Source organism: Streptomyces sp. NPDC057010 (assembly GCF_042673805.1).
Classification (GTDB): domain Bacteria; phylum Actinomycetota; class Actinomycetes; order Streptomycetales; family Streptomycetaceae; genus Streptomyces.
Genome location: NZ_JBHUSC010000062.1, coordinates 1 through 15,254 on the forward strand (window position 1 = coordinate 1; position 15,254 = coordinate 15,254).

Genomic DNA, 15,254 nt, shown 5'->3' on the forward strand with positions numbered 1-15,254 from the left:
GGGCTTGGGGTGGGGACACGGAGGAGGGTCCCCGCAGGACGAGCGCGCAACCACCCTTACGTCACGCAGCGGGCCTTGGTGCGCGAGCCGAGGAGACACTCCGGAGGGGCACCGCCCCAAGACCCGCTCCGACCCCGCCCGAGGAACCCCCCAGCCCCGCCGGCGATTGAGGCGAACGGGGTCCGGGGCGGAGCCCCGGCAACGGCGCCGCACCCGGCACACACCGCGGCCCCGCCGGCGAGGCGCGGGGCTACTTTTCCGTGACCCCCGCCGAGTCGAACGTGGCGACCTCGTGCATCGCGCGGGCCGCGCTCTGGACCAGCGGGAGGGCCAGCAGGGCGCCCGTGCCCTCGCCGAGGCGGAGGTCCAGGTCGACCAGCGGGCGCAGGCCCAGCTTGTTGAGGGCCGCGACGTGACCCGGCTCCGCGCTGCGGTGCCCGGCGATGCACGCGGACAGCGCCTCCGGCGCGATGGCGCGGGCCACCAGGGCGGCCGCGCCGGCGCTGACGCCGTCGAGGATGACCGGCGTGCGGAGGGAGGCTCCGCCGAGCAGGAGGCCGACGATCGCCGCGTGCTCCAGGCCGCCGATGGCCGCGAGGACGCCGATCGGGTCCGCCGGATCCGGCTGGTGGAGCTCCAGGGCGCGCCGTACGACCTCCACCTTGCGGGCGTGGGTCTCGTCGTTGATGCCCGTACCGCGCCCGGTGACCTCCGCCGGGTCCACCCCGGTGAAGACCGAGATGAGGGCCGCGGAGACCGTGGTGTTCGCGATGCCCATCTCGCCCGTGAGCAGGGCCTTGTTGCCCGCCGCCACCAGGTCGCGGGCCGTCTCGATGCCGACCTCGATCGCGGCCACGGCCTCTTCGCGGGTCATGGCGGGGCCCGTCGAGAGGTCCGCCGTGCCCGGGCGGACCTTGCGCGGGAGCAGGCCCGGCGTGGCCGGCAGGTCGCCCGCGACGCCGACGTCGATCACGCAGACCTCGGCGCCCACCTGGTTGGCGAAGGCGTTGCAGACCGCCCCGCCGCCAAGGAAGTTGGCCACCATCTGGGTGGTGACCTCCTGCGGCCACGGGGTGACGCCCTGGGCGTGGACCCCGTGGTCACCCGCGAAGATCGCGACCGCGGCCGGCTCCGGGATCGGCGGCGGGCAGACCCGGGAGAGGCCGCTGAGCTGCGCCGAGATGATTTCGAGCATGCCCAGGGCCCCGGCGGGCTTGGTCATGCGCTTCTGGCGTTCCCACGCCTCACCGAGCGCCTTCGCGTCGAGCGGGCGGATGCTGGCCACCGTCTCCGAGAGCAGGTCGTGCGGCTCCTCGCCGGGCAGCGCGCGCCGCCCGTACGTCTCCTCGTGGACGACCCAGGAGAGGGGGCGCCGCTTGGACCAGCCGGCCTGGGCGAGCTCGGGCTCGTCCGGGAACTCGTCCACGTAGCCGACGCACAGGTACGCGACCACTTCGAGGTGTTCGGGGAGGCCGAGCGCGCGGACCATCTCGCGCTCGTCGAAGAAGCTGACCCAGCCGACGCCGAGGCCTTCGGCGCGAGCGGCGAGCCAGAGGTTCTCGACGGCGAGGGCCGAGGAGTACGGGGCCATCTGCGGCTGGGTGTGCCGGCCGAGGGTGTGGCGGCCGCCGCGGGTGGGGTCTGCGGTGACGACGATGTTCACCGGGGTGTCGAGGATGGCCTCGATCTTGAGTTCCTTGAACTGCTTCGCCCGGGCCTTGGGCAGCGAGTTCGCGTAGGCCTCGCGCTGGCGCTGGGCGAGTTCGTGCATCGTCCGGCGGGTCTCGGCGGAGCGGATGACGACGAAGTCCCAGGGCTGGGAGTGGCCGACGCTGGGCGCGGTGTGGGCCGCCTCCAGGACGCGGAGCAGCACCTCGTGCGGGATGGGGTCGGTGCGGAAGCCCTTGCGGATGTCTCGGCGCTCGCGCATGACGCGCAGGACGGCCTCGCGCTCGGCGTCGTCGTAAGCGGGAGCCGGGTCGCCTGCCGGGTCGCCTGCGGCGGGCTCGGCGGATACGGGCTCGGCCGCTGCGAACATCTCCGCCGGGACGGGCTCGGCGAGTGCCTCCGGGGAGGCCTGGTCCGCCGGGGTCTGCGCGGGGTCGGCGGGCCGGCCCACCGTTTCTGCGGGGACGGCCTCGGTCGCGAGGGGTTCCTGCGGCTCCGGCGCTGCGACCGGCTCCGGGGTCGCCTCGGGGTCGGCGGCCTGGGCCGGGATGGGCTCCGCCGCCGGCTCGGGGGCCGGAACGGCCTCGGCGGCCGGGGCGGGCTCGCCGACGTGGCCGGGGGCCGCGGCGGCTTCGGGGGCGGGGGCGGGGGCGGGCTCAGCGGGCCGGCCGGGCGCCGGTACGGCTTCGGCGGTCAGGACGGGTTCAGCGGCCTGGCCGAGCACCGGGACGGCTTCGGCAGCCGGGGCGGGCTCCACGGCCTGGCCGGAGGCCGGGATGTCCTCCGCGGTCGGGGTGGGGGCCTGGGCGGCCTGGTCGGAGGCCGGGATGCCTTCCGCGGAGTGGCCGGGGACCTCGGCGGCCTGGGCGGGCTCGGCAACCTGGCCGGAGGCCGGGATGGGCTCGGCAACCTGGACAGGGGCCTGGGCCGGCTCGGCAGCCTGACCGGGGGCCAGGACGGGCTCGGCAACCTGGCCGGAGGCCGGGATGGGCTCGGCAACCTGGGCCGGCTCGGCCACCTGGACAGGGGCCTGGGCCGGCTCGGCAGCCTGACCGGGGGCCGGGACGGGCTCGGCAGCCTGGGCAGGGGTCTGGGCCGGCTCGGCGACCTGGACCGGGGCCTGGGCCTGGGCCGGCTCGGCCACCTGGGCGGGCTCCTGGGGCGCCACGGGCTCCGCGGGCGGGGCAGGGGTCCACGGGGCGCCGGCCTGCGGGGGGATCTCGCTCAGCTGCTGCGCGGGCGCCGCCAGGTCCAGGTACTCCGGCCCCACGGTCGGCGGACCCGCCTGGTGCACGGGCGCCGGCGCCGCGGCCGGACCCCGGTCCGCGAGGGACCGTACGACCCCGCCGGTGGCCTCGGGCACGGGCGGGCCCATGTGCAGCGGCCGCCGCACCGGCACGGCCTGCGCGACGGGAGCCGCGGGCTGGGGGTACCCCGGGGCGGGGACGGCGAGCCCGCCGAGGTCGAGCGCGCCGGAGTCACGGCCGCCCGCCTCGTGCGCGCCCGCGCCGTAGGAGGGGAACTCGGGGTACGCGGCCGGCTCGGCGTAGGCCGCCGGGGCCTCCGGGTACGAGGGCTCGGTGCCGTAGGGCGCGTCCGCGTAGGCCTGCGGGTCGACGGGGAAGGCGGGGGCGGGCGGGACGACCTGCGGGTCGCTCCACGAGCCCTGGCCGCTCGGCATGAGCAGCAGTTCCTCGTCCTCCTGCTCGGCCGGGTTGTCCACGAGGTCGTGGAAGGCGTAGCCGGGGGGCAGCGGCGGCGGCATCTGGACCGGAGCGGGCGTGCCCTGCTGATCCACCATGCCCGCGTTGTCCGGGTGACCCTCGCCCGGGACCTGGCCGGTGTCAGTCATGCGTACCCCTCGCCCATCGGTGTTGCCTCTTCGATCGCCCGGTCGCCCACCGGGCCCGCCGCGCGGAGTTGCCGTGCGGGGTTGCCGTGCGACGCGTTCGCCTCACGTGCGCCTGCGCGACAACCACTAAGCATTGTCGCGCCCGTTAGCCACCGTGGCGGCCATAACCGCCACGGTCCACTGTGGACTGCGCCACGTCGCGCGTCCCGCGGTGCCGTGATGCCCGAATCGTCCAGGGCAGTACGACGATCGGCCAGCCTACCCCGGCCCTCGGCTCAGCGGGTCACGGGGCGTTCGGCGGCCAGGAGGAACACGACGGAACGGTCCTGTTCGGTCCAGGTACGGGTGTCCAGGCCGACGGACTGGAGCAGTGCGCACTCGACCGCGTACCCGTGTTCGGTGAGGGTGCGGCCGATGGCCTCCGCCTCGTCGCGCGTGGAGGCGTGGCTGACGATCCGTTCGGGGCGGCGGTCGGCGACGGCCGCGACGACGGCCGCTCCCCCGCCGCCGACGCGGACGACGTCGGGCTCGGGCAGGTTCTCCAGTACGTGCGGGGCGCGCCCGGCGACGACCTGGAGGAGTACGCCTCGCTTGCGGGCGGCGGCAGTTACGCGTTCGCAGGCGAGCGGGTCGCTGTCGACGGCGATGACGGCCGCGCCGAGCGCGGCGGCGTCCACGGCGACTCCGCCCGAGCCGGCGCCGATGTCCCAGACGAGGTCGCCGGTGCGGGGGCCGAGCCGGGCGAGCTGCGCGGCCCGCAGCTGTGCGGACTCGCCCTCCCCGGCCTCGGCCTGGGGCCTGGCCCAGCCGCGGCCGGCGGGTCCGGGGGCCTGGCCGGCGCCCTGGCCGAGCAGCCAGCCCGGGTCGGCGGTGGAGAGCTGTCCGCCGCCGCCGATGACGATGACGACGTTGGGGTCGCGCCAGGTGTGGTCGGCTGCCTTGTCGGAGGTGAGGACGCTCACCTGCTCCTTGTCGGTGCCGAGTGCCTCGCAGATGACGAAGGTGCGGTGGACTCCGTCGAGCAGCAGGGCGAGTTCGGCGGGGCCGGCGCCGGGCGAGGTGAGGACGGCGACCTTGGCGTGGGCGCGGCAGACGTTGACGGCGCGGCGCAGTGTGCGCGGGTGGGCGACGACGACCTGGGCGTCGTCCCAGGGCATGCCGGCGCGGGCGAAGGCGGCGGCGACGGAGGAGACGGCCGGGACGACCTCGACCTCCAGGCCGTGCTCCGGGGCGCGCAGGGTGCGTACGACGCCGAAGAAGCCGGGGTCCCCGTCGGCGAAGACGACGGCGGTGCCGCGGTGGCCGGCGATGCGGCGCGCGGCGAGGCCCAGGCTGCCGAGGCGGATGCGTTCGGCGGGGGGCGGGACCTCGGGGAGGGCGAGGTGGTGGGCGGCGCCCGCCACGAGGGTGGCGGCGGAGAGCGCGGACCGGGCGGCCGCGGTCAGGGGCGAGCCGTCCCAGCCGATCACCGTGACCCGGTCGGCCATCGTCGTCAGTCTCCTGGGGTGGGGGCAGGCGGCACGGTGAGACTACCTGGTCATCGGGTCAGTTCCAGTCGGCGCCGACGGGGTGGCCGTTCGCGTCGGCCCGCTGTTCGTAGCCGGTGTAGGCGTCGTATCCGTCGTATCCGTCGAAGTTCCCGTAGCCGTCGGCGTCGTCGAGGTCCTCGGGTACGAGGCTCCAGACGATGAGGTCGGTGCGGGTGTCGGTCCAGGTGCCGTCGGCGGTCTGGGTGCGCACTATCCACGCGTTGCGCAGCACGCCCTCGCTGATGCAGCCGATCTTCTGGGCGACCTGCTGGGAGGCGGTGTTGTCGGCGGCGGTGCGCAGTTCGAGGCGTTCGAAGCCCTGGTCGCGGAAGAGCCAGTGGGCGACGGCGAGGACGGACTCGCTGGCGTAGCCCTCGCCGCGGGCCCAGGGGGCGGTGACGTAGCCGACCTCGGTGGTGCGGGTGCGCCAGTTGGTGTTCTGGAGGTGGACGATGCCGACGAGGCGCTGGGTGAGGAACTCGGTGACGGCGAGGACGATGCCGCGACCCTCGGTGCGTTCGGCGTGGGAGACCTTCGTGGCCCAGGCGGTGGCGTCGGCGTGGGTGTAGGGGTGCGGTACGGAGGTCCAGGCGGTGACGTGCTCGTCGTTCATCATCTCGGTGAGCGCGGTGACGTCCTCTTCCTCGAAGGGGCGCAGCACCAGCCGGTCCGTGCTGATGGTGACGTCCGGGAAGGTGGTTGTCATGCGCAGCTCCATGCCTGAGACCGTGGTGCGACCGTGGTGCGGGACCGTTTGTGCGGGTCGTAGGCCACAGCATGCAGCATCGGCCGGGGGATGTGCAGGGCCGGGTTGCCCGGAAGCGGGCAGAGCTCGGCCCCGCACGCCGTCAGGGGCGTACGGGGCCGGAGCTCATGGCCGGGTGGCTCAGGAGGCCGGGGTGCCGAAGGCCGGGACGACCGAGCCCTGGTACTTGTCCTCGATGAACTTCTTGACGTCGTCGGAGTTCAGGAGCTTGGCAAGCTTCTGGATCCGCGGGTCGTTCTGCTTGCCGTCCTTGACCGCGAGGAAGTTGGCGTAGGGGTTGCCCTCGGCCTTCTCCAGGACCAGCGCGTCCTTGGCGGGCGCGAGGTTGGCCTCGAGGGCGTAGTTGCCGTTGATGACGGCGGCGTCCACGTCGTTCAGGGCGCGCGGGACCGTGGCGGCCTCCAGCTCCTTGAACTCGAGACCCTTCTTGTCGGTGATGTCGGACAGCTTGGCGCTGGTGCCGACACCCTCCTTGAGGGTGATGAGCTTGTTCGCGGCGAGCAGCTGGAGCGCGCGGCCCTCGTTGGTGGTGTCGTTGGGGACGGCGATGGTCTGGCCGGCCTTGATGTCGGTGAGGGCCTTGACCTTCTTGGAGTAGAGGCCGAGGGGCTCCAGGTGGACGTTCACGACGGGCACGATGTGCGTGCCGTTCTTCTTGTTGAAGTCGTCGAGGTACGGCTTGTGCTGGAAGTAGTTGCCGTCGACCTGGCCCTGCTCGGTGGCGGTGTTCGGCAGGACGTAGTCCGTGAACTCCTTGACCTCCAGCTTCAGGCCCTCCTTCGCCGCGAGCTTGTCCTTGACGAAGTTCAGGATGTCGGCGTGGGGGCTCGGGGAGGCCGCGATGACGAGCGGCTTGCTCTCGTCGGTCTTGCCGCCGTCGGCCTTGGTGGAGGACGGGTCCGAGGAGCTGCCGCAGGCGGTGAGGCCGAGGGTGAGCGCGGTGGCCGCGGCGGCGAGGGCGGTGAGCTTGATGTTCTTGCGCACGAAGAGTGCCTTTCTTGCTTTTTTCCGGGTGAATGGCCCAAGCACGACAAGTGCGGGCCTTGGGGGGGGTGAAGTCGTGTAGGCCCGGTTCAGGCTGTCCGGCCGCGGCGGGCCAGGAGGCGAACCACGCCGTCGCCGATCAGCTGGATCACCGTGACGATGGCGATCAGCACGACGACGGTGGCGACCATGAAGCCGGTCTCGAACCGCTGGAAGCCGTAGGTGATGGCCTTGGAGCCGAGGCCTTCGCCGCCGACCGCGCCGGCCATGGCGGAGTAGCCGACGAGGGTGATGACGGTGGTGGTGACACCGGCGACCAGGGAGGGCAGGGCCTGCGGGAGGAGGACCTTGCCGACGAGGGTGGGGATGCCGCCGCCCATGGACTCGACGGCCTCGATCAGGCCGTGGTCCACCTCGCGGACGGCGGTCTCGACGAGCCGGGCGAAGAAGGGGATGGCGCCGATGGCGAGCGGGACGATCATCGCGGTGGGGCCGATGAAGGTGCCGACGACGGCGGTGGTGACGGGGATGAGGAAGATCAGCAGGATGATGAACGGCAGCGAGCGGCCCATGTTCACGATCACGCCGAGCACCTTGTTGAGCGGCCGGTTCTGGAGGAGGCCGCCCTTGTCGGTGAGGACGAGCAGGATGCCGATGGGCAGTCCGCCGAGCACGGTCACCAGGGTGGACCACAGCACCATGTAGAGGGTGTCGTAGGTGCCCTGGGTGAGCAGGGGCTGCATTTCGGACCAGGTCACTTCGCACCATCCTCGACCAGTGCGGCCAGTTCGTTGTCGATCTCGTCCACGGCGTCGACGATGTCCACCTGGAGGCCCTGCTCGCGCAGGAAGCCGACGGGCACGACGTTCTCCTCGTAGCGGCCGGGCAGTTCGATGCGCATGCGGCCGATCAGCCGGCCGGCGACGGTGTCCATCGCGGCGCCGAGGATCGAGATGTCGATGTTGTACGTGCGCGAGAGCTGCGAGATGACCGGCTGGGCGGCGGCCTCGCCGTGGAAGGTGACGTCGACGACCGTGCGGTCGGGGCCGGTGGCGGCTCCGGTGACCGGGAAGAGTTCGCCGGCGAGTTCGGAGCCGGGCGTGGCGAGCAGCTCGGCGACGGTGCCGGACTCGACGATCCGGCCCCGCTTCATCAGGGCCGCCGAGTCGCAGACGGACTTGACGACGTCCATCTCGTGCGTGATGAGGAGGACGGTCAGGCCGAGCTGCTGGTTGAGGTCGCGCAGCAGCTGGAGGATCGAGCGGGTCGTCTCGGGGTCCAGGGCGCTGGTGGCCTCGTCGGAGAGGAGCACCTTGGGGTCGCCGGCCAGGGCGCGGGCGATGCCGACGCGCTGCTTCTGGCCGCCGGAGAGCTGGCCGGGGTAGGCCTTGGCCTTGTCGGAGAGGCCGACGAGGTCGAGGAGTTCCAGGGCCCTGCGGGAGCGCTCGCGGCCGGAGATGCCGAGGATCTCCAGGGGCAGTTCGATGTTGCCCTGGACGGTGCGGGAGGACAGCAGGTTGAAGTGCTGGAAGACCATGCCGATACGGCTGCGGGCCTCGCGCAGTTCCCTGCCGGCGCGGCGGCCGCGGCCGGCCAGCGCGGTGAGGTCGACTCCGTCGACGGTCACGGTGCCGGTGGTGGGGCGCTCCAGCAGGTTCACGCAGCGGATCAGGGAGGACTTGCCGGCGCCGCTCTGGCCGATGACTCCGTAGACCTCGCCCTCGCGGACGTGGAGGTCCACGCCGTCCAGGGCGGTGACCTCGCGGCCACGGGACTGGTAGACCTTCGTGAGGCCCGATGTGGTGATCACAGGATTTCCGTCGCTGTCGAGTGCTCGGCGCAGCGGGTGCCGGGCACGGGGCAAACATCTGGGGACGCGATACGGGTCGAACCGTCAGAAAACGGCGGTGGTGACGCGTGCGCGGGGCAGGAGCGGTCCGGGACACGGGTGGACAGGCTCGGCCGGTCTCGCTTCGGGGCGCGAGGCGTGCGGAAGGGGCCCTCAGAAGGCGCGCATTCGACACATACAACGAGCACCGGGCGTCATCGTCGCCTCGGTCGCAAGGGTGCGGCTGCTCGTCGTGGTCATGGGCCCCAGTAAAGCAGACGTATCCCTTCACCGATCAACGCTGTCCGGATAGCGGACGGATTCCGGCCGCATACCGGACAACACCGGTCGCTGTCAGCCGTCCGTCCCGATGGTCAGACCCTCCGGGCTGACCTGCACCGACACGGCCGAGAGGTCCCGTACGACCACGTCCGCGTCGAGTTCGGCGGCGCTGTGCGTTGTGGTCAAGGCCACGGTCCGCATGCCGGCCGCGCGCCCCGCCGCCAGGCCCGCGGGGGCGTCCTCGAAGACGACGCAGCGGGCCGGATCCACGCCCAGGCGCCGTGCGGCGAGCAGGAAGGGCTCCGGGTCGGGCTTGCCGCGGGTGATGTCGTCGGCGGCGACCAGCTCGGGGAAGTCGATGCCGGCCTCGCGCAGCCGCGCCTCGGCGAGCGGGTGGGTGGCGGAGGTGACCACCGCCCAGCGGCCGGCGGGCAGCGCGGACAGCAGGTCCTTGGTGCCGGGCAGTACGACGACACCGCCGGCCACGTCCTCGGCCTCCAGCGCCTCGATCCGGGCGAGGGCCCCGGCCCGCACCCCGGCGGGCAGCAGGTCGGCGACGATCTCCGCCGCGGGCCGGCCGTGCAGCTCGACGCGGGCGAACTCCTCCTCGGTGATCCCGTACTCCCGGGCCCAGCCGGTCCAGCAGCGCACCACCGACTCCATGGAGGAGACGAGCGTTCCGTCGTTGTCGAACAGCAGGGCTTCGGCGTGCAGGTCCATACCGTCCAGCAAAGCGCGGGGCCAGGGGTGCGCGCATCGGGTCTTTCGGCCCGTAATACCCTCGCTGCATGCTCGACGCCCTGACGGTCGCCATCGGCGTGGCCGCACTCGCCCTCGCCGCCTGGTGCGGCCACGCCGCGTGGCGGGACCAGCCGACCAAGGACTGGCACTTCATCGGCATGGCCGTGGTGACCGTGCTGGTCCTGGCCCAGCTGGCGGTCGGACTGGTCCAGCTCGCCCGCGGCGAGAAGCCGGGGCAGGGCACGGTCCTGTTCGTCTCCTACCTGCTGGGCGCCTTCGCGGCGGTGCCGGCGGCCGGGATGCTCTCGCTGAGCGAGCGGACCAAGTGGGGTTCGGTGACGGTGGCCGCGGGCGCGGTCGTCCTCGCCGTCCTCGAAGTACGGCTCTACGACATCTGGGGATCCACCGGTGCCTGACGCTGACACGGACACGACGACCGCCACCCCCGCCGGGCGGGGGCGCCTGGTCTCCGGGCCCGGACTGCTGCTGGTGTGGCTGTACGGGGTGATGGTGGTGGGCGCGGTCTCGCGCTCCGCCTTCCAGATCTCCACCGAGTTCGACAAGGCCCCGCTGGCGTACTCGCTGTCCGCGGTGGCCGCTCTGGCCTACGCGTTCATCACGTACTCGCTGGTGCGCGGCGGGGAGACGGCCCGCAAGGCGGCGCTGGGCTGCTGCGCCGTCGAGCTGGCGGGCGTCCTGGCCGTGGGCACGTGGACGCTGGTGCGCCCCGATTCCTTCCCCGACGCGACGGTGTGGGGGCAGTTCGGGATGGGCTACCTGTTCATCCCGGTGATCCTGCCGATCACCGGGATGATCTGGCTCCGCCGAAGCCGCTGAGGCCCTCTAGCGCCGGGCGCTAGGCACTGACGGCGAAATCGGTGGCGTCCTTGGCGTCCTTCTCCAGGATCACCAGCTGGACCCCGTCGGAGGCGGTGCGGCCGCCGACCTTGGTGTAGCCAGCCTTGCGGTAGAGCCGCAGGTTGGACTCGCTCTTGTGCCCGGTGTGCAGCCGGAACCGGGTCGTGCCGCCGTCGCCCGCGAGGGCCTCCTCGACGGCGCGCAGCAGGCGTGCGCCGAGGCCGTGGCCCTGGAGACGCGGGTGCACGCACAGCTTGGCGATCTTTCCGGTGCCGTCCTCGTCGACGCTGCCGCGCACGGTGCCCACGACCTCGTCGCCGAGCCGGGCCACCAGGACGGTGTCCGTCGCCAGCTCCCCCTTGAGGGAGTCCAGGGACTGGGTGAGCGGCTGGATGAGGTAGTTGCCGTACAGCTCGGCCTCGCGCTGGAAGGCCAGGTACTGCAGTTTGAAGATCTGCTCAGCGTCCTCGGCAGCCGCCGCCGAAATGGTCACGCTCATGCCCATGTGCGCATGCCTCCCGCTCACCTGGTAGCCCGTTGGTCTACCGCTCCTTTCCCCACAGGCCAGGAGCCGCAACCTCTGCAGCCAGCATTCTGCGCAGACATCCCAGGCAACGGGAACGTACCGGCCCCAAACTTCCTTGTGAGATACCCAACTCTCCTGCGATTTCACGGTAAGTGAGGTCTCTGGGCGAAAGAAGTGCCTTCATCAGCTCCGGACACCGTCCGGGCAATCGGGCGACCGCCGATCGGAGGGCCCGGGTCTCCTCCCCGTGCAGGACGGCTTCTTCGGGTGCGCCGCCCGGCTGAGAGGGCGTCACGCCGTAGGGGATCTCGCGGCGCGCGCGGCGCCGGGCCCGCCGCGCCTCGGCGCGCACCGCCCGGCGCAGCCAGCGGGCGCGGCCGGTGGGGTCCGGGTCGCGCGGGCCGCTCTCCAGCAGCCTGACCCAGACGGCTTGTTCCAGGTCGGCCGCCTCGACTCCGGTGCCCGGGGCCTCCGCGGCCGCTTCGGCCGAGAGCAGCGGGCCGAGCTTCTCAAAGAGGTCAGCCTTCAGCAGGTCCATGCCGGGCGGGACGAGCGGTCCGGGCCCGGCGGTTTCCCCGCCGGGCCCGGCCCACTCGTTCGGGAAGGCCCGCTCAGTGGTTGACGGGACGGCGCCCCGGGCGGAAGTCCTCCGCGGCGAGCAGCCCGGTGTCCGGGTTGTCCGTGAAGATGCCGTCGATGCCCTGTTCGAAGTACGTCCGGAACGCGCCGAAGGCGTCCCCGTAGGCGGCCGGATCCGTGCCCTTGCGGTAGTCGGCCGGCAGGAAGCTGTTCTCGTTGCGCGCGGTGTAGGGGTGCAGGATCAAGCCGCGGGCGTGGGCGTCCGCGACCAGAGTGGTGGGGGTGCCGAGCTTGCCGGCCGCGTCGCGCGGGAGGATCAGGTCCATGGTCGGGCCGATGCCCTGGGCGAAGCCGGCGATCCAGCGCAGGCCCTCGGGCTTGACCAGGTCCGCGACCGTACGGGGGTCCTTGGCCTGTTCGAAGTCCCACGGACGGGTGTTCGCGGCGGAGAGCAGGACCACGCCGGGGGCCGAGACCAGCCGGGAGAGCCGCTGGATGCTGGAGGGCTCGAAGGACTGGAGGAAGAGGGCGGCATTGCGGCCGTCGCGCCCGTAGCGGCGCAGCAGCTTCGCGAGGGGCTCCTCCAGGGCGAGGCCCAGCCCGCGGAAGTAGCTGGGGTGCTTGGTCTCGACGTGCAGCCACACGCGCCGGCCGCGCCGCTTGCCCTCGCGGTCGGCCCAGCGCAGCACCTCTTCGAAGGTGGGCACGTCCCACCGGCCGTCGTAGAGCGTGTTGCGCTGGCGGACGGCGGGGATACGTTCCTTCGCGCGCAGGGTCTTGAGCTCGGCGAGGGTGAAGTCCTCGGTGAACCAGCCCGTGAGGGAGACCCCGTCGACGGACTTGGTGGTGCGGCGCGAGGCGAACTCCGGGTGGTCGGCGACGTCGGTGGTGCCGCCGATCTCGTTCTCGTGGCGGCACACCAGGTGCCCGTCCCCGGTCGGGACGAGGTCCTGCTCGATGACGTCGGCGCCCAGGTCGAGGGCGTGCTGGTAGGAGCCGAGGGTGTGTTCCGGCCGGTATCCGCTGGCGCCGCGGTGGCCGATCACCGTCGGGTAGGGCAGGTCCCGGTAGCCGCCCCCGCCGTGGCCCGCCTCCGACGCCGATGCCGGCTCCGATGCCGCCGCGGCCGTGCCCGCCGAGAGCGCCGTGATCCCGCTTCCGGCTGCCAGGACGGCCGCCCCCAGGACCGTGCGCCGTGCTGCCCCACCCTGCGTCATGAGTGCCACTCCTCGCTGCGAAAAGGCCCGAATCGGCGTGCCGATCGTAGGCAAGGGGCGGTATCGGCCGGGGGTGCGGCGGCGGAACATGGCGGAAACGTGCGTCAACACTGCGTATCCGACACGTGAACCCGATGTGCGATCAGGGCGGAGCCGCGAGTATCGTCCTCACCTGCACTACCGCCGTGTGGTGCGAAGCCGCTTTTCGATGCCGGAGGGCTCACGTTGTTCCGTACCAGGCTCATCAAGGCCACTGTCGGACCGATCATTCGCTCGATCATCCGCACCCGTGTGGAGGGCATCGAGAACATCCCGGGCGACGGTCCGGTGATCCTCGCGGGCAACCACCTCACCTTCATCGACTCCATGCTCCTTCCGCTGGTGTGCGACCGCACGGTCCACTTCATCGGCAAGGACGAGTACGTGACGGGCAAGGGCATCAAGGGCCGCGCCATGGCCTGGTTCTTCACCGGCGCCGGCATGATCCCCGTCGACCGTGACGGGGCCAACGGCGGAGTCGCCGCCCTGATGACCGGTCGCCGGATCCTCGAAGAGGGCAAGATCTTCGGCATCTACCCCGAGGGCACCCGCTCCCCCGACGGCCGGCTCTACCGCGGCCGCACCGGCATCGCCCGCCTGACGCTGATGACCGGCGCCCCGGTCGTCCCGTTCGCGATGATCGGCACCGACAAGCTCCAGCCCGGCGGCGCCGGCATGCCGCGCCCGGGCCGGGTCACCATCCGCTTCGGCGAGCCGATGGAGTTCTCCCGCTACGAGGGCATGGACCGCGACCGCTACGTGCTGCGGGCCGTCACCGACTCGGTGATGGCCGAGGTCATGCGGCTGTCGGGCCAGGAGTACGTGGACATGTACGCGACCAAGGCCAAGGCCGCGTAGCTCCCGCTACTGCCGCTGGAGTGACCGGCTGACGCCCGCCGCCGTCGTGGTGGCGAGGATCCAGCCGGTCACGATCAGCAGGTACGACAGCCATTGGTACCAGCCGCTCGGCGCGAAGGCCTGCTCCTGGCCGAAGCCGATGATCGGCAGCATCAGGTCGATCGTGTAGAACACCGGGTTGAATTCCGGCGCCTCCCCCGTCTTCAGCTCCCGGGGCGGCCGCAGCGAGTACGCGATCGTCCCGGTCATCAGCAGTGCCAGCAGCCAGCCCGCCGCGCGCAGCGGCCGGAAGCCGTAGCCGACGGTGACGTCCTGGAGCAGCCCCCAGAGGCGGGAGTGCCGGGGCTGGGTGCGCCGGTGCCGGCGCAGCTTGGCGAGCTGGACGGTGCGGGCGGCGGCCTCGTCGCCCGCCGTACGGTAGGCCGCGGCGAGCTGCTCGTAGGCGTACGGGAGGTAGCCCGACTCCTCGCGCTCCAGTGCGGGCAGCCGTTCCCCGGCCGGCAGGTGCGGGGCGAGGGTGCGGTAGGTCAGGCCGTCGATGCGGATCTGCTCCGGCCAGGTGCCCGGCGGCACGTGCAGCATGTCGAACTGCGAGCGGCGCAGGTTCACCCCGCCCTGGACGGTCGGGCAGGAGCGCAGCCAGACCTCGCCGGCCACACAGCTGGAGGCGCGCAGGGCGACGCCCCCCGGGTTCACGAGCCGGGCGTAGGCCAGGTTGAGCTGGCCCGGTATGCGGGAGCCGGTGAGGTTGACGCGGCCGCGCAGCTCGGCGCGCATGGCCCGCACGTCGGTGCCGACGGTGAGGGTCTCGGCATGCAGGGCCGTGGCGCCGGGGGCGAGGAGGCGGGCGTCGTCGAGGTTGACCTGTCCGGCGACGGTGGTGCCGTTGATGCGGGTCTGGCCGTGGACGGTGAGCTCCATCGCGATGACGTCGGTGCCGATGTCGGCGTGGCTCACCTGGAGCGGGGGCTCCGGGGTCTCCTCCGGGGGCTCCTCGCCGGTGGGAGGGGCGCCGATGACGGCGCGGCGCAGGAAGAGGCCGCCGGCTATCCGCGCCCCGGCGAGCCGGACCGGCCCGGTGATGCGGCAGCAGGACAGCTTGAGGGCGACGTCGACGCGGACGGAGTCGGCGGTGAGGCCGGGGAGCGTCGAGTCGTTGGCCACGAAGGTCCGCAGCTGCGCCCCGTAGAGCAGGGGTTTGCGCTCGAACCAGCAGGCGCGCAGCCGGATCGGGTGCTCGACGACGGCGTACCTGAGGTTCAGCTTGCCGGTGATCCGGGCGCCCCTGATGTTGAGCCCGGCGACCTGTCCCCCGGCATTGGGCCCGTTCAGCAGGAGGGCGGTGAGCACTTCGGCGCGTACGGTCCGCTCGGGGCCCCAGGTCTCGCCCGCGGCTCCGGTCTCTTCGGGGTGCTCACGGAAGTCGACGCCCTCGCCGTGCGGGAAGGCGTCCCATACGCGGCGCTCCGCCGGGGTCAGGTCGTTGATCTCCATCGCCGGGATGGTGTCCCGCGGTTCGACGGGCTG

General features: G+C 72.6%; 14 protein-coding genes. 3 read left to right on the forward strand and 11 right to left on the reverse strand.

Annotated features, from left to right (window positions below):
- Positions 1 to 250 precede the first annotated feature (250 nt).
- From cobT to ACFTXQ_RS32060, 7 genes are all read right to left on the reverse strand, one after another.
- On the reverse strand, positions 251 to 3,520 hold the full coding sequence (gene cobT / locus ACFTXQ_RS32030) for a nicotinate-nucleotide--dimethylbenzimidazole phosphoribosyltransferase (RefSeq protein ID WP_382647715.1): 3,270 nt from the start codon (positions 3,518 to 3,520) through the stop codon (positions 251 to 253).
- Between the two features lie 275 nt (positions 3,521 to 3,795).
- Entirely contained in the window at positions 3,796 to 5,007 is a 1,212-nt protein-coding gene (cbiE, locus tag ACFTXQ_RS32035; protein ID WP_382647717.1) for a precorrin-6y C5,15-methyltransferase (decarboxylating) subunit CbiE, read from the reverse strand.
- Between the two features lie 58 nt (positions 5,008 to 5,065).
- The gene (locus tag ACFTXQ_RS32040) at positions 5,066 to 5,755 is read right to left on the reverse strand and encodes a GNAT family N-acetyltransferase (RefSeq protein WP_382647720.1); all 690 of its coding nucleotides are present in this window, start codon (positions 5,753 to 5,755) and stop codon (positions 5,066 to 5,068) included.
- A 180-nt stretch (positions 5,756 to 5,935) separates the two neighbouring features.
- On the reverse strand, positions 5,936 to 6,799 hold the full coding sequence (locus ACFTXQ_RS32045; RefSeq protein WP_382647723.1) for a MetQ/NlpA family ABC transporter substrate-binding protein: 864 nt from the start codon (positions 6,797 to 6,799) through the stop codon (positions 5,936 to 5,938).
- Positions 6,800 to 6,888: 89 nt separating this feature from the next.
- Positions 6,889 to 7,557 carry a methionine ABC transporter permease gene (locus tag ACFTXQ_RS32050; protein ID WP_382647726.1) on the reverse strand — a complete coding sequence of 223 codons (669 nt, stop codon included), beginning with the start codon at positions 7,555 to 7,557 and terminating at the stop codon, positions 6,889 to 6,891.
- Positions 7,554 to 8,609 (reverse strand): methionine ABC transporter ATP-binding protein, encoded by a 1,056-nt coding sequence (locus ACFTXQ_RS32055; protein WP_382647729.1) that lies wholly within the window; start codon positions 8,607 to 8,609, stop codon positions 7,554 to 7,556. Before ACFTXQ_RS32055 ends, ACFTXQ_RS32050 begins: the two co-directional genes overlap by 4 nt.
- 372 nt (positions 8,610 to 8,981) lie before the next feature.
- Entirely contained in the window at positions 8,982 to 9,629 is a 648-nt protein-coding gene (locus ACFTXQ_RS32060) for an HAD-IA family hydrolase (RefSeq protein WP_382647732.1), read from the reverse strand.
- Between the two features lie 68 nt (positions 9,630 to 9,697).
- Between ACFTXQ_RS32060 and ACFTXQ_RS32065 the strand changes: the two genes are divergently transcribed.
- Together ACFTXQ_RS32065 and ACFTXQ_RS32070 are read left to right on the forward strand one after the other, a co-directional pair.
- Positions 9,698 to 10,066 (forward strand): hypothetical protein, encoded by a 369-nt coding sequence (locus tag ACFTXQ_RS32065; RefSeq protein ID WP_382647734.1) that lies wholly within the window; start codon positions 9,698 to 9,700, stop codon positions 10,064 to 10,066.
- Positions 10,059 to 10,487 carry a hypothetical protein gene (locus tag ACFTXQ_RS32070; protein ID WP_382647737.1) on the forward strand — a complete coding sequence of 143 codons (429 nt, stop codon included), beginning with the start codon at positions 10,059 to 10,061 and terminating at the stop codon, positions 10,485 to 10,487. Before ACFTXQ_RS32065 ends, ACFTXQ_RS32070 begins: the two co-directional genes overlap by 8 nt.
- 19 nt (positions 10,488 to 10,506) lie before the next feature.
- Here ACFTXQ_RS32070 and ACFTXQ_RS32075 read toward each other — a convergent pair whose 3' ends face one another.
- The 3 genes from ACFTXQ_RS32075 to ACFTXQ_RS32085 form a co-directional block, all read right to left on the reverse strand.
- Positions 10,507 to 11,013 carry a GNAT family N-acetyltransferase gene (locus tag ACFTXQ_RS32075; protein ID WP_382647740.1) on the reverse strand — a complete coding sequence of 169 codons (507 nt, stop codon included), beginning with the start codon at positions 11,011 to 11,013 and terminating at the stop codon, positions 10,507 to 10,509.
- A 37-nt stretch (positions 11,014 to 11,050) separates the two neighbouring features.
- Positions 11,051 to 11,572, reverse strand: coding sequence for a sigma-70 family RNA polymerase sigma factor (locus tag ACFTXQ_RS32080; protein ID WP_382647744.1), 522 nt, complete (start codon positions 11,570 to 11,572; stop codon positions 11,051 to 11,053).
- A gap of 73 nt (positions 11,573 to 11,645) precedes the next feature.
- The gene (locus tag ACFTXQ_RS32085) at positions 11,646 to 12,830 is read right to left on the reverse strand and encodes a glycerophosphodiester phosphodiesterase (RefSeq protein WP_382647746.1); all 1,185 of its coding nucleotides are present in this window, start codon (positions 12,828 to 12,830) and stop codon (positions 11,646 to 11,648) included.
- A gap of 225 nt (positions 12,831 to 13,055) precedes the next feature.
- On the opposite strand from ACFTXQ_RS32085, the gene ACFTXQ_RS32090 reads away from it, so the two are divergent.
- A complete protein-coding gene (locus ACFTXQ_RS32090) occupies positions 13,056 to 13,727 on the forward strand; it encodes a lysophospholipid acyltransferase family protein (RefSeq protein WP_382647749.1) in 672 nt (223 codons plus the stop codon).
- A gap of 6 nt (positions 13,728 to 13,733) precedes the next feature.
- On the opposite strand, the gene ACFTXQ_RS32095 is transcribed toward ACFTXQ_RS32090, so the two are convergent.
- Entirely contained in the window at positions 13,734 to 15,221 is a 1,488-nt protein-coding gene (locus ACFTXQ_RS32095) for a membrane-associated oxidoreductase (RefSeq protein ID WP_382647752.1), read from the reverse strand.
- Between the last annotated feature and the right edge of the window lie 33 nt (positions 15,222 to 15,254).